Below are 15,043 nucleotides of genomic sequence, written 5' to 3' on the forward strand. Positions count from 1 at the left end.
TATCTATAGCTACACACTTAATCATCCTACCACGATTTACCGCAAGTTGCACTTGCTAACCTGGACTGCTGTCATAACCGGAAAACCTAACGGCTGCCACCCGTGTCTCCTGCTGCTGTCTGCCGTTCATGACGTAGTGCATGACCGATCTTTCTTCCAGCTGGACAGGCCGGAGCGTCTGGCGGTCGACCGTCATATGGATCTCCGTCTCCACCTCCAGCGTCTTGATAATTTGCTCCAGCTCACGATACGAATCGGCGATTTCCTTATCCAGCTTCTCACGATAAGCAGCCCCCTCTTTCCCCTGCTGCTTGGAAACATTCTGGGTGGAGGATTTGGCCACTCTATCCAAGTCCCGCTGCAGCCGGGCCGCCGTATCCGCTTTAGCCGCCTTATCCGATAAGCGGAGGTCAAGCAGCCAGGTTCGCTCGCCTTCGACAGTTCTGCCGTAGGATACCGACTTCTCCAGCCTTTCCAGCTCTCTCATGCGTTCAGCCGGATGATAAATTCCGGCGTCCGCCGCTTTGTGGTTGGCCGCTGCTACCGGATGCATCCGTTTCTCCCCCGTTTGCTTAACGAGCAGCTTTGTATGGCCTTGTACCTCTCCTTCGTAGGCGGCGTAATCCCGAATGGCCGAACCGCCTGTGGCCGTTCCGATATTCACCTCAAAACGGTATCTGTCCGTTGCCATGAGACCTGCGGTTGCCAGTTCAAATGTCTCCTCCGCTGTCCTGTTCGGTGTATCCCCAGCACAGCCTGTTAATGCAACAGCCGCCAATAGATACAGCATCAGCATGGCCTGCCTTAATGTCAGCCTTCGGTAGCTCCTGCGGCGCATGGTTCTTCCCTCATTTCTAAAAGTAATGCAATCCTGCTATCCATTCGCAACTAGATTTCCCAGGAAGGAGCGTCTTATTCAGCAGCACTGGTCTGTACAAGCTGATCCCCCTGATTTCAGGCATGCAAAAAAGCCGGTACACGGATGCCCCCGAGACCAGCTTAAATAAATGAATATAGCACCTCAGCATTTAACCGACCTGCACCTGATTGCGCCCGTGATGCTTCGCATCATACATCGCCATATCAGCGCGGTAAAAAAGTGATTCCACACTGATTTTATCATCTTCATACGTCCACTCGGATATTCCGCAGGAGGCAGTAACCCGCGGCTCGGTCTCACTCTCAACACGGTAGCGGATCCGGTCAGCTATGCGGTATGCCTGATCCGTCCTCACCTTAGGCAGATAAACCGCCAGCTCCTCACCGCCCCAGCGAGCTGCGATATCCGTCTCGCGAATGCACGATTTGATAACACCGCTGACCTGCATCAGAATTCGGTCACCGATCTGGTGGCCATAAGTGTCGTTGACACGCTTGAAATAATCAATATCAACGAGGATAAGCGAGCCGCAGGCATCCTCTCGCTGCCGCAGACTGATCTGCTCATCTAGATAATGCCTTGCATGCAGTCCGGTTAAGTTGTCGGTAATGACCATCCGCCTGACCTCGGCATGCAGCGTCGCATTCGTGATAGCCAGCCCGATGTGGGTGGACAGAACCTGCAGCAGCTTGTAGTTGTCGTACGAGAAGTAATTCGGTACCCGGTGAGCGATCAGGATCACCCCTCCCACCTCGCCCTCGACCATAATTGGAGAGGCGATCAGCGAACGGGCCTTGGTGCTGTCCATCAGCTTGGATGGAATCTGCGACGAGCCTTTGTAATCGGATATGATCAAGGCTTCCTTGCTCTCGTTCACCATGCCGCAAAAACCGTAATCCGTTGAAAATTGTTCATGCAGCATTGACGGTATATTGCCGGACATCACTTCAAAGCAGCCCGACTGCTTATTTAACTTCAGGATACAGCAGAATTCGGCCTGGAAGACCTGAAGCAGCTCCCCCGTGGCAAATCCGAAGATTTCGGACAGCTTCAGTGACTGATTCAGCCGCTTGGTCAGCTCATTAATGACCTGAAGCTCTCCAATTAGCAGATTAGACTGCTCATACAGCTTCGCATTCTCGAAAGCGGAGCCGGCCGTATCGGCCAGCATCATGAAGGAAGCCCGGTTAGACTCCTTCCACTGCTCACCTGTCATGGAAACCTGCAGCACACCGTAAACGGCCTGTTTGCCGGAAAACGGAACGGCAAGATGGATGCCCCCCGCTTCATCGCGCTCGGAAACCGGCTTTCCTTCCAGAAAGGCGCGGGCACAGATATCGCTCGACGAGTGCTTGAATACCAGGGGCTTGACCCTTGAATCTACAGCCGTGTAGTCCTGGGATAAGAACAGCTCAATCGTGGAGCCCGGGTATAAGCCTTCCAGGCTCTGTACCGTCTCCTTTAGAACAGAAGATACATCAATTTGGTCGTAGAGCCGTTTCGCCGTCTGAAACAGCGCATCCTTGCGCTCGTTCTCCTTATCCTGGAGATGGTGCCTCGCAGTTATCTCCTGCATGAGAAGCCGCTCAAAGCTTTGATAGAACAAGCTCCGGAAATGCAGGCTCATGGCCCGCAGGGCCGAGCTGTCTACTACCGCTTCACGATCCGTTGTGATCAACCCGAGTACTGCAAATGGGAGGCCGGCAGAGCGGCTAATCACCGGTACGCCGTAAACCAGCCTGTCACCTGAAGACTGCGGCCCGGCGACTGCAACGGTTCTCACGGCTTCCGAGATTGAACCAGCCATGGCTGTCTCATGCTCGTGCGGAACTGCAGGTCCCGCGACCTGCACCCGCTCCCTATCGAACAAAAACAGACAATCTTTGCGCCATATATCAAACTCTTCGGACTCTTCGAGCCATCTGGTAAAGGTCTCCGTCAGCAAAGCGCCCACGTAAGGTATATCGGCTTCATTAATATCTGTGTATTCCAGCCAGGAGCCGGACGCAGCCTTCTCCGCGGATGGGCAAGGCGGCTGAACATGTTCCGATATCTGCCCCGTTTCCAACGATTTCTTCATGGCTCGTCCACTCCTTTCATCCAGGGATAGGCTGTATTATAGCGATGCCGTTCATCATAAATCCATATTTGCATGATATCTAATATCATACTTTATTTTTAAGAAGTTTGCACTAGTTTTAGAGACGTATCAAAGGACCTTTGACCCATTAGAATTCACTAATCTTCCACTAGACAGCTTCTCCTCTGAATAGAAAGAATGCCACACCTATTTTGTCAAGGAAACATGCTTGACATTCCACCTGAATTTCCTATAATATTAATTGTTGAAATATAGGGCAGCGGTTTTGTGTCACCCTCACGGTTGTTGTCGCTGGCGGGACAGCGGCTGAGATTCCCGTCAGGATCTCATTTAGATCTTAACAGACAACAATCGGCGAAACACTAACCCCATTTTCAAACATTCCATTTGAAGAAGGAGTTAACCACATAATGGCACGCTATACTGGACCTAAGTTTAAACTGAGCCGCCGTCTGGGTATTTCCCTGAGCGGTACAGGCAAAGAATTGAAGAGAGCATTCCCTCCTGGACAGCATGGTCCTGGACAACGCAAAAAAATGAGCGGCTACGGCATTCAGCTGCAAGAGAAGCAGAAGCTGCGCCACATGTACGGCTTGAACGAGAAGCAGTTCCGCAACCTGTTCGACAAGGCTAACAAGATGAAGGGTATCGCTGGTGAGAACTTCATGGTTCTGCTTGAAAGCCGTCTGGACAACCTCGTTTACCGTCTTGGCCTGTCCAACTCTCGTGCAGGTGCACGTCAGCTGGTTGCTCATGGACACGTAACTGTAAACGGCAAGAAAGTAGACATTCCTTCCTACACAGTATCCGTTGGCGACCAGATCGGTCTGCGTGAACGCAGCCGTGGTCTGAAGGCGATCAAGGAAGCAATGGAAGGCCGTCATCATCTGCCTAACTACCTGGAGTTCAACGACAATGCAATGGAAGGCAAGTACATCCGTCTTCCTGAGCGTGCGGAGCTCTCCCAAGATATCGACGAGAAGCAAATCGTCGAGTTCTACAGCCGTTAATCGTAAACCGGACCCCCACGGGTCCGGTTTTTTCTTTTTCTTGATAGGCAAAAATATACAAACAATAACAAAGCCTGAGGCCACCGAATAAGAGCGGCGGCTTCAGGCTTTGCCCGTTTATGGCTAAACGGTTATTCGTCTTATTTGATTTTGGCGAACTTACGCTTGCCCACCTGAATGACGTCCCCGCTCTTAGGCGTTATAGCTGCGTTGGGATCATCAATCTTCTCTTCATTAATCTTCACAGCACCCTGCTGGACACTTCTTCTCGCCTCACTGCCCGAGGACTGCAGGCCGAGAACGGTCAGAAGCTTCACAATGCGGATCTGGCCATCCTCCAGCTCTGCAGCGGGGACTTCAACCTCGGCTATATCATCCGGAAGCGCCCGCTGCTGAAACACCGTTACGAAGTGCTGTTCAGCCGCCTGTGCTGCTTCCTCCCCATGGTACATACGTACGAACGTCTTGGCCAAATTCATCTTCGCATCACGCGGATGAACCGTTCCGTTCTCCAAACCGGCCTTCAGCTGCTGCAGCTCCTCATTGCTCAGATCGGTCGCCAGCTCGTAGTACTTGGCCATCAGCTCATCGGGAATAGACATCGACTTGCCGTAAATTTCATTCGGCGCTTCATCGATCCCGATGTAATTGCCAAGACTCTTGCTCATCTTGTTAACGCCGTCAAGTCCCTCCAGCAGAGGAAGCATGATAGCGGCCTGCGTTTGTTTGCCGTATTCCTTCTGCAGTGTGCGGCCCATCAGCAGATTAAACTTCTGGTCGGTCCCGCCGAGCTCTATATCACAATCCAGCGCAACTGAATCGTATCCCTGCATCAACGGGTAGAAGAATTCATGAATGCTGATCGGCTGTCCGGACTGATACCGCTTGGTAAAGTCATCGCGTTCCAGCATTCTCGCTACGGTAAGCTTGGCCGCAAGGTTCACGACATCCGCAAAGGTAAGAGGCGCCAGCCATTCCGAATTGTAGTGGACAGTCGTAAGAGCCGGGTCCAGTATCTTGAAGATCTGCTTCTGGTATGTTTCAGCATTATGCTTCACATCTTCTTCAGACAGCTGCTTTCTCGTCTCGGACTTGCCGGTTGGATCCCCTATCCTTCCGGTAAAATCACCGATCAGCAGCTGAACGACATGGCCCAGCTCCTGGAACTGGCGCAGCTTATGCAGCACCACGGTATGACCGACATGAATATCTGGCGCGGACGGATCCAGACCAAGCTTAATCTTAAGCGGCTTGCCTGATACGATAGACCCTGCAATCTTCTCCCGAAGGTCTTCCTCGGGTACAATTTCCACCACTCCTCGGCGGATTACGTCGAGCTGGCGTTCGAGCTCCTGCTCCTGCTCTGGTGAAAGGCTGATTTTCTTCTCCATTACTGCTTCCTCCCTTGACGGTGTGTGGACATGACAAAGAACCCTTCAATTTGCCAAGGGACGGGAAGGATTAAGCCCGCGGTACCACCCTCGTTAAAGCGCCCGGCTTGTTTCTTGGGAACCCCGGACAGGCAGTCTGCCATTTTTGCGCTTTCACTTCATTGCATATAACGGATGCGCACCGGGACGGACTAGCGAACAGCTGCAAGGCTCCGGCTGCTGTGCCGGAGAAGGCTGATTCGTTCATCTATCCAGCTCAAGGTAGTAATTCACATGCGGACCGCAGCCGGTTTGCACCCACCACCGGCTCTCTGTATACGGCACTCCGTCAGCTACTCGGACCTGTCATCGCTTTTGAACCTTTTATTACATGAATTTATAACACATACTATCCGCCAAGTCAATTCATAACATGCTGTCGAATAGGTAACCTTTATGTAATCTTCAGTCCTTTTTCCGGTAGAATGTGCTATAATAAATGACGGTAATTTGGAGGAGGAATACATAGCATGGACGAACAGCAACGGCCGAAAAAACGCAGCGGCTGGCGGACGTTCGGGATGGTCGTATGGATCACCACCAAGTGGCTGGTCATATTCGGCTTCATGATCGGACTGTTAGCAGGCGGCGCCTTAACCGGTTATGTCGCTTCTCTTGTTAAGGACGACCCCGTACGCTCGCGTGCCGAAATTGAGGAAAAGATCGGTGAAAATGCAATTACGGGCTTTGTCTACTTTAACGATGATTCTGCCGTAGGACAGCTCAGAACCGACGAGGACAGACGGCTTGTCGAGCTGAAGGACATCCCCCAGAACGTAATAGATGCCGTTCTCGCGACAGAGGACAACAACTTCTATGATCATATCGGGGTCGATATCAACGGACTTGGCCGGGCAGTCAAGCAGAAGCTTCTTAATGAGGACATCCAGACCGGGGGAAGCACTCTGACGCAGCAGCTGGCAAGGCGTGTGTTTCTAAGCCTGGACGTTTCCGACAGCCGCAAGGTCAAGGAGATTTTCCTGTCGATCAGACTCGAACGCTTCCTGACCAAGGACGAGATCTTATCCGCATATCTTAATAAAGTGCCGTTTGGCAATGGAAGCACCGGTTATAATCTCTACGGTATTAAAGCTGCTGCCAAGGGTATATTCAACATCAGCAATCTTCAGGAAATTAATATTGCCCAGGCTGCCTATTTGGCTGGCCTGCCTCAGCGCCCTTCCGCCTATACAGCGTTTACCAGCAAAGGGGAAATCAATGAGGAGGGCATTGGTTACGCAATCGACAGGCAAAAGCTTGTGCTGCGCCGCATGCTCGAAACTGGCAGAATCAGCCGGGCGGAATATGACGAGGCTCTAGCCTTTGATATTCGGGCATCGCTTGCCAAGCCAAACAAGAAGGCTTATGCCACTTATCCGTATCTGATGCTCGAAGCGGAACGGCAGGCTGCCGAAATCCTGCTGCTGCAGAAGAATCCGCAGCTTACACTGGCGGACCTGCGCAAGAAGGAAAACGCCCAGCTAGTGCAGGAAGAACGGGAAGACCTGCTTAGGGGCGGGTACCAAATCTATACGACGATTGACCGCGGAATATACAACATCATGCGTAAAATCGGCTCTGATCCGGCCAACTTCACGCCAGACAGCGCTGAGAAGGGTATGGAACAGACCGCTGCCATCATGCTGGATCATTCAACCGGGGCTATTCTCGGTATGCTCGAAGGCCGTGATTTTTATACGGAGCAGATGAACTATGCCACCCAGATGACCCGCCAGCCAGGCTCCACGATGAAGACAATTGCCGCTTACCTCCCTGCTATAGAGGAAGGTCTGGTACAGCCGGGCAGTGTTCTGGATGATGCGCCGATTGTGCTCAAAGACGGCCAGAAGGGCTTCCATATTCCCAAGAACTCTAACGACCGGTACTCGGGACTTGTTACCGCGCGCGATGCGCTTAACAGGTCACTTAACCTGCCGGCTCTGAAGGTATTCCTGAATAAGGTGACCATTCCGAAGGCCTGGGAGTTCTCGCGCAAGCTGGGAATTACAACCATTCAGCCCGAAGACGATTATGCCCAGACCGGTGTCATCGGCGGTTTAAGCGTAGGGGTGTCAGTTGAAGAGCTAACCAACGCATACGGTGCAATTCCGAACATGGGCGAATTCAACGATGCCTATATGATCCGCAAGATAACCGATGCAACGGGCAAGACAGTATACGAGCACAAGCATCAGCCGGTTCGTGTCTTCTCCGAGCAGACCGCATTTCTTGTGACCGATATGCTGCGGACCGTCATTACGAACGGTACGGCTTCAACCGTTAACCGTGAATACAAAGGCAAGGGCATCCCGATTGCGGGCAAGACCGGTTCCACACAGAGCTATGGGGATGTATGGTTCTTGGGCTTCACCCCCGATGTGACGCTTGGCGTCTGGTCGGGATATGAGAGGCAGGCAGATACATTGTCGAAAGAAGGACGACTTCGCTCCCAATGGATCTGGACCAAGATTATGAATGCCGTAACAGAGGAACGGCCCGAGTTGTTCGAGACCAAAGCATTCGCCAAGCCTGATGGGGTCGTCAAGGCTACCGTATCCAGCGTAAGCGGCAAGCGGCCGACTCAGCTCACATATTCGATGGGAAGAGTTGTGACGGACTGGTTCAATGAGAAGTATCTGCCGAAGGAGAGCGATGACGCACTCGTCAAAATGTCGTACATCAGCTACAATGGCGTCAATTATATCGCGCAGTCAACCACACCTTCCGACTTTGTCAGCGAACAGATTGTTATCCGCCGGGAGAAGCCGCTCGATGAGCTGCTGGAGGAAATCCAGAAGGCGCAATCCAAGATTTCGGGCAGCAGCCGCAGATCACTCTCTTATTACCTGCCGGCAGATGCCAAGCTGGATGCACCGTCTAAGACGGATCCGCGCAAGGATGATGGCGCTAATCCATCAGCACCAATTAACGTCAGATTGTCATCCGTATCGGCTTCATCTGTCCAAATCACCTTCTCGGGCAGCCCGGAAAACGATGTGGTCGGCTACCGGCTGTACCGGTCATTGAACGGCAGTGCATATCAGAAATCAGGCAGTTCAATCGTGAAGGGTGATTCCCAGAAGTTTGTTACCGGCATTGGTGCGGGCCACCAGTACAGCTACTATGTCACAGCTGTCGATGTTGCCGGACGCGAATCATCACCAAGTCTGATCGTCACGACAGGAGGAGCGGTGCAGAAACCATCGCCTGACACGCTAGACGAAGGGATAACGCCTGAACCGATTGAGGGCGCTGACAGCACGGACAACAGTGCTAACAACGATTCGAACAGCAATTCGGAGAACCGAGGCAGCGAAAACGGCAGTAATAACAACAACAGTAACAACAGCGGCAATGGGAACAGAGGTACAGGTGCCAATAATCAAGCCGGGCAGACTCTACCTGCCCCATCCGCTCCGTCGGGTATAACCATAGAAGCGACAAGCAGCGGTGTCCGGCTGGCTTGGGCTCCTAATCCCGTATCCGATCAAGTAACCAGTTACCATATTTATTATAGTGAGAAGGGGCAGAGCAGATTCACCCGGATTGGTACTTCAAGCGAGACCAAATTCGAATACAGCTCCGGCGCCGAGGGCGGCAGGTATCGGGTTACGGCCGTCAATGAGGGCGGGGAATCCGCCCCATCCTCAACGGTTAAAGCATCTTAAACAAGAGCCTGCTGCAGGTACAACAAAAGAGACAGCTGCACACGTAAAGTGGCAGCTGTCTCTTTTGTTCTATTATCCGGTTAATCTTCGATTGTGGAAAGATCGCCTGTCGGCAAGTTCAGCTCCCAGGCTTTCAGTACCCTGCGCATAATTTTGCCGCTTCGCGTCTTGGGCAGCTTATCCTTGAACTCAATCTCCCTCGGCGCAGCATGAGCTGATAATCCGATCTTGACATGCCGGGCAATATCTTCCTTCAGCTCGTCAGACGGCTCATAGCCTTCTCGAAGTGAGATGAAAGCTTTAATAATTTCGCCGCGCATTGGATCCGGCTTGCCGATTACACCGGCCTCCGCGACAGCCGGATGCTCCACAAGCTTGCTCTCAACTTCGAATGGCCCGACACGCTCACCCGAAGTATTGATAACGTCATCAATCCTTCCCTGGAACCAGAAGTAACCGTCCTCATCCCGATAGGCCGAATCGCCTGAAATATACCATCCGGGAATCCGAAAGTACTCTTCGTATTTAGCCGGGTTGTTCCAGATCTGACGCATCATTGACGGCCAGGGTGTACGTATGGCTAGATTACCCATACGGTAAGGGGGAAGCTCCTGCCCCGCATCATCAATGATTGCAGCCTCTATGCCTGGGACGGGACGGCCCATTGAGCCGGGCTTGATCGGCATCGCCGGGTAGTTACAGATCAGCTGGCCGCCTGTCTCCGTCATCCACCAGGTATCATGTATACGCTGTCCGTACACCTTCTTGCCCCAGCGCACAACCTCCGGGTTCAGCGGCTCGCCGACACTCAGCACATGGCGCAAGCTCGACAGATCACAGCAGGCCGCCGCCTCATCGCCTGCACCCATCAGCATGCGGAATGCGGTAGGGGCACTATACCACACTGTCACCTTGTATTTCTCAATGGTGCTGTACCAGTCCTGCGGACTGAAGCGGCCGCCTCTGACGACATTGGCCACACCGTTCAGCCAGGGAGCAAAGATGCCGTAGGAGGTCCCGGTAACCCAGCCCGGGTCTGCGGTACACCAATAGACGTCCTCCTCCTTCAAGTCAAGCACAACCTTGCCGGTATAATAATGCTGGAGCATCGCATTTTGTACGTGGTATACACCCTTCGGCTTGCCCGTAGAGCCTGATGTGTAGTGAATGATAAGGCCATCTTCACGCGAGAGCCATTCTATAGCCGAATTATCCGAAGCGGCAGCGAGCTCCGCTTTTCCATCCACGAAGCCTTCCCCGTCAGGAACATCGTCTCCGATCACAATAATGTGCTTTAAGTCAGGCAGGTCTTCCCTGGGTATGCGGGACAATAAGGCCGGTGTTGTAATGATGGCAGCAGCGCCCGAATCCTTGAGACGGTCTCGAACCGCCGTCTCCATGAACGCTTCAAACAAGGGGCCTACGATGGCACCGATTTTAAGAACACCCAGCAGACAGAAATACAGCTCGGGTGTGCGCGGCATAAAGATAAACACCCGGTCCCCCTTGCCAAGACCAAGCTTGCGCAGCATATTAGCCGCCTTGGCTGATTCCCGGCTGAGCTGCTCAAAGGTATATCTCTCTTCCCTGCTGCTGTCACTGTAATACAGCGCGGTCTTCCCGCCTTTGCCATTATGTACGTGGCGGTCTACCGCCTCGTAAGCCATGTTTACCTTGCCTGTCTCATACCAGGAAAAGGCCTGCTCTACCTCTTCCAGCCGGAATGTCCGGCAGGCATCTTCGTAATCCGTCATATTCGGACTGCCGCCTTCCACTGGCAGCCACTCTTGATGCTGTACACTCATTGCACTCGACCTCCTGAACATCGGAATTCGTTCGTCATCTGAGTTCCACTCTTGGGTGCATCACCGCACTGCGGGGGATTGGGGATTACCTGCGATCAGCCTTTACAAACATCGAAGAATACGCTTACAATTAACCTGTACAGAGTCAATTTATTCACAGCGCCAAGGTCTGCTGTTCACAATATCGCCATTATTATAGCACAATCCCTTCCCCTTCGTCACAGTCTTTTCGCCTCTGCTGCAAGGGGATTACATTATGGAAAGGAGTTGACTGCAGTGGACCATCGGAAGCACCATCATATGGAACGAGTCTCCTCCTCTTTCGGTGAGCTGATCATCGAAGGCCCCGTCCCGCCCGAACGGCTGGCCGGCTACAGGTTGCATAAGGATTTGGACGCCTTTAGAAGACCTGCCGAGCAGCATGAGGCGCTGGTAGAGATTGCCGGTCTGCCGGAAGGCAGGATTGTGGTCGCAAGGCTGGACGAACTAATTGTCGGTTACGTAACCTTCCATTACCCCGACGAGCTGGAAAGATGGTCAGAGGGCGGAATGGATGACCTGATCGAGCTCGGTGCTGTTGAGGTTGCTAATGATTACCGTTCACTGGGGCTTGGCAAACGCATGATCCGCTGTGCCTTCGCGGGAGGACAGCTGGAGAACGCGATTGTCTATACAACCGAATATTACTGGCACTGGGATCTGGAACAGAGCGGACTCAACGTGTGGGAATACAGGTCCATGATGGAGAAGCTGATGAAGACGGTTGACATGGTCTGGTATGCAACAGACGACCCGGAAATCTGCTCGCACCCCGCCAACTGCCTGATGGTGAGGATCGGACGTGAGGTACCGATGGAATCCATTGAACAATTTGACCGTGTCCGGTTCCGTCAAAGATTCATGTATTAAGTGATTCCCACTGAGAGGAGGCTAACTATGGCGGCGGCAGAAGCCTTATTCGTTCATCATCCTGATACGGCACACTATAAGTTTAATGAAGATCATCCCTTCCATCCGCATCGTCTGACCCTGACTATAGATCTGCTGGAACGCACCGGGGTATTACGTGAGCACAATATCAGTTCCCAGGAACGGGTCTCCGAGGAAATGCTCGCCCTTATCCACCGGCCTGACTATATCCGCCTGGTCAGCAGCTTAAGCTTGGCAGGGCCTGACCGGTGGATGATAGAGGAAGCAGACCGGTATGGGCTTCGTACAGAGGACACCCCCTATTTCCGCGGCATGCACGATGCCGCTTCTCTCATAGTGGGGGGGACGGTACATGCTGCTGAGATGGTCATGACAGGCCGCTGCAAACATGCTTATCATTTGGCCGGCGGGCTGCACCATGCCTTTCCTGACAAGGGAGCCGGCTTCTGCGTCTATAACGATGCAGCAGTCGCCATCGCCCACATTCGGCAACGTTACGGCGCAAGGGTTATGTATGTTGATACGGATGTTCATCACGGTGACGGGGTTCAATGGGCATTCTACGCGGACCCGAATGTCCTGACCTACTCGATCCATGAAACCGGCAAATTCCTGTTCCCCGGCAGCGGCTTCGTCCATGAGCGGGGAACCGCTGACGGCTTTGGCGCCTGCTGCAATGTCCCGGTAGAGCCCTATACGGAGGACGAATCGTGGCTCGAATGCTTCCGTTATACCGTAGAAAAGGCCGCCGCTGCCTTCAAGCCGGATGTCATTGTCAGCCAGCATGGCTGTGACGCCCATGCTTTCGATCCGCTCTCCCATACGCATTGCAGCATGCAGATCTACGCGGAGATGCCCGCTGTAATCCATGAATTAGCGCATCGTTATGCGCAGGGCAGATGGATTGCTACCGGGGGGGGAGGCTATGACATACGCCGGGTTGTGCCAAGGGCCTGGGCGCTCGTCTGGCTGGAGATGAGTGATCATCCTCTAGCCGGGAGGCTGCGTGCAGGAGACCGAGAAGCCGTACTGCCCTCGTCATGGATTGACAGGTGGGCAGACTCAGATGAACAGCCGCTGCCTGCAACGTGGCTGGATTCTACAGACGATTGGCCGCCAATGCCCCGGCGTGCGGAGATTACGGAGCGAAACCGGGCGACCATGCGGATCGCGGTACAGGATTTCTAGGGACATGATAGTCTTCGGAATGAAACAGAGGCTGCCGCGGGTATCACCCGCATGGCAGCCTCTGTTATGATCACTGTTTTTAAGCCAGCTTCTTCAGCATCGTTTCGATAATCAGATAGGAATTGTTCGCCGCCTGTACGGTAAATGTCTCGAAGCTTTCCGGCGCTCCGCCGTCGGCTTTATCTGACATGGAACGGATCACAACGTACGGAATATCATTCATGAAGCATACCTGCGCCAGAGCTGCACCCTCCATCTCAGCGCATGTTCCCTGCAGCTCCTCACGAAGCGTACGAACCGCCTCGCGGCTCGCAATGAACTGGTCCCCTGAAAGTATCTTGCCTTTACGGTAACGGCCCGCAAAATGGCTCTCTGCGGCTTGTACGGCCACATCTACCAGCAGCGGGTCGGCCGGGAACTCAGAAATCTCCTGAAACGGGATAACACCCAGCGGGAACCCAAGCGGCCGCACATCCATGTCATGCTGGACCGAACTCGTGGATACGACGATATCCCCCACCTCAAGCTCAGGATCAAGCGCGCCTGCAACACCGGTAAACAGGACGCAGTCCACACCCTGATCAATCAGTCCCTGGGTGCATACCGCGGCATTCACCTTGCCGACACCCGACTTGCAGAAAATAACGTGCTTACCATGCAGCGTCCCTTCGGTAAACGTAATGCCTGCTTTCGTCATCACACCGGAAACTTCCACATGCTTATGCAGCAGTTCAATCTCCTCGACCATCGCTCCGATAATGCCAATCTTCTGGTATGCCATATGTATCGCTCCTCTTCTTGTCTTATTGTACACGCCAAGCTATAGGCTGCTGACACAGTTGAAAGAAGCTCCTGCTGCCAGGAGCTTCTTCCTATACTTTCATATAACCGCCTATTGATCCGGGTAACAAGTCTAATCCAGCACAGCAACGGATTGCCGCGTGATCAGTTCATGCGGCAGCGTAACACGAGCATGCTCCACATGTTCCTTCTTCATCAGCTTCGTCAGCAAACGCATGGACACGGCCCCGATATCGTACATGGGCTGAGCTACAGAGGACAGCTGAGGACGAACCATCGATGCCATGCGTGTGTTGTCAACGCTGATCACGGAAATATCATCCGGCACCTTCAGACCGAAGTCCTGAATGCAGTGAACAGCGCCAATGGCCATCTCATCGGTAGCCGAGAATACAGCCGTCGGATGCTTGTCTCTCTCCAGGAAGAACTTCATGGCCTCCACTCCGGACTCATAGCGGTAGTTGCCTACGCGCACAAGGGACTCATCATAAGCGATACCTGCTGCTTCCAGCGCACGCTTGTAGCCCTGGAAACGGGCATAGCCGTTAGCCGGATCCTGCAGCGTGCCGCTGATCATGCCGATCGAACGGTGGCCCTGAGCAATGAGGGCACTGACCGCGTCATAAGCAGCTGCCTCATGGTCGATGTCGACGGAAGGCATAACGCCATGTTCGTCCGTGGTCGCACATAGAACAATCGGCACATTGGCTGTCTTGAATGCCTGAAGATGCTCGTCCGTTACCGTACCGCCCATGAAGAGCAGCCCGTCAACCTGCTTCTCCAGCAGTGTGTTAACGACCCGGATTTCCTTCTCCTTGCGCTTGTCGGCATTGCAGAGAATAATATTGTAGTGGTACATGTTCGCGATATCTTCAATTCCGCGGGCTACCTCCGCGAAGATCGCATTCGATATATCCGGTATGACGACACCTACCGTCGTCGTCTTCTTGCTCGCCAATCCGCGGGCTACCGCGTTCGGCCGGTACCCCAGCCGTTCGATTGCCTCGTATACCTTCTTGCGGGTTTGCGGTTTAACGTTGGGATTATTGTTGACAACACGGGAAACCGTTGCCATGGAAACTCCAGCTTCTCTTGCCACATCATAAATGGTTACCGTCACGTTCCTTCTCTCCATTAATTCATATTTTGTTTCGGGCCGGTCATATATGAAAATAAATCATTACCGTTAATCATACGACAATTTTTTACTTTTCGCAATGCACCGGGCGG

The 15,043-nt window shown here is 53.1% G+C and carries 10 protein-coding genes and 1 other annotated feature; of the genes, 4 read left to right on the forward strand and 6 right to left on the reverse strand.

What is annotated here, in order from left to right:
* Positions 1 to 55: 55 nt before the first annotated feature.
* Both DNH61_RS20120 and DNH61_RS20125 read right to left on the reverse strand, forming a co-directional pair.
* Positions 56 to 838, reverse strand: a complete 783-nt coding sequence (locus DNH61_RS20120; protein ID WP_111148628.1) for a hypothetical protein — start codon at positions 836 to 838, stop codon at positions 56 to 58.
* Positions 839 to 1,028: 190 nt separating this feature from the next.
* Positions 1,029 to 2,960 (reverse strand): sensor domain-containing diguanylate cyclase, encoded by a 1,932-nt coding sequence (locus DNH61_RS20125; protein ID WP_245948275.1) that lies wholly within the window; start codon positions 2,958 to 2,960, stop codon positions 1,029 to 1,031.
* 431 nt (positions 2,961 to 3,391) lie between these two features.
* Here DNH61_RS20125 and rpsD point away from each other — a divergent pair, with 431 nt between their 5' ends.
* Positions 3,392 to 3,991 carry a 30S ribosomal protein S4 gene (gene rpsD, locus DNH61_RS20130; RefSeq protein ID WP_111148629.1) on the forward strand — a complete coding sequence of 200 codons (600 nt, stop codon included), beginning with the start codon at positions 3,392 to 3,394 and terminating at the stop codon, positions 3,989 to 3,991.
* A gap of 140 nt (positions 3,992 to 4,131) precedes the next feature.
* Here rpsD and tyrS read toward each other — a convergent pair whose 3' ends face one another.
* Positions 4,132 to 5,382, reverse strand: coding sequence for a tyrosine--tRNA ligase (gene tyrS, locus DNH61_RS20135; RefSeq protein WP_111148630.1), 1,251 nt, complete (start codon positions 5,380 to 5,382; stop codon positions 4,132 to 4,134).
* Between the two features lie 53 nt (positions 5,383 to 5,435).
* Positions 5,436 to 5,740, reverse strand: a binding site (T-box leader).
* A 151-nt stretch (positions 5,741 to 5,891) separates the two neighbouring features.
* Here tyrS and DNH61_RS20140 point away from each other — a divergent pair.
* A complete protein-coding gene (locus DNH61_RS20140) occupies positions 5,892 to 9,089 on the forward strand; it encodes a transglycosylase domain-containing protein (protein WP_111148631.1) in 3,198 nt (1,065 codons plus the stop codon).
* A gap of 80 nt (positions 9,090 to 9,169) precedes the next feature.
* Here the strand turns inward: DNH61_RS20140 and acsA are convergent, their stop codons facing one another.
* Positions 9,170 to 10,894: an acetate--CoA ligase gene (acsA, locus tag DNH61_RS20145; protein ID WP_111148632.1), complete on the reverse strand. Its 1,725-nt coding sequence runs from the start codon at positions 10,892 to 10,894 to the stop codon at positions 9,170 to 9,172.
* A gap of 300 nt (positions 10,895 to 11,194) precedes the next feature.
* On the opposite strand from acsA, the gene DNH61_RS20150 reads away from it, so the two are divergent.
* Complete coding sequence (locus DNH61_RS20150; RefSeq protein WP_111148837.1) at positions 11,195 to 11,803, forward strand: GNAT family N-acetyltransferase; 609 nt, start codon at positions 11,195 to 11,197, stop codon at positions 11,801 to 11,803.
* Between the two features lie 27 nt (positions 11,804 to 11,830).
* On the forward strand, positions 11,831 to 13,012 hold the full coding sequence (locus tag DNH61_RS20155; protein ID WP_111148633.1) for an acetoin utilization protein AcuC: 1,182 nt from the start codon (positions 11,831 to 11,833) through the stop codon (positions 13,010 to 13,012).
* Between the two features lie 79 nt (positions 13,013 to 13,091).
* Here DNH61_RS20155 and DNH61_RS20160 read toward each other — a convergent pair whose 3' ends face one another.
* A complete protein-coding gene (locus DNH61_RS20160; protein WP_111148634.1) occupies positions 13,092 to 13,793 on the reverse strand; it encodes a 5'-methylthioadenosine/adenosylhomocysteine nucleosidase in 702 nt (233 codons plus the stop codon).
* 132 nt (positions 13,794 to 13,925) lie between these two features.
* Complete coding sequence (gene ccpA, locus DNH61_RS20165; RefSeq protein ID WP_111148635.1) at positions 13,926 to 14,933, reverse strand: catabolite control protein A; 1,008 nt, start codon at positions 14,931 to 14,933, stop codon at positions 13,926 to 13,928.
* Positions 14,934 to 15,043 lie beyond the last annotated feature (110 nt).

Source organism: Paenibacillus sambharensis (assembly GCF_003233845.1).
Taxonomy (GTDB): Bacteria; Bacillota; Bacilli; order Paenibacillales; family Paenibacillaceae; genus Paenibacillus_I; species Paenibacillus_I sambharensis.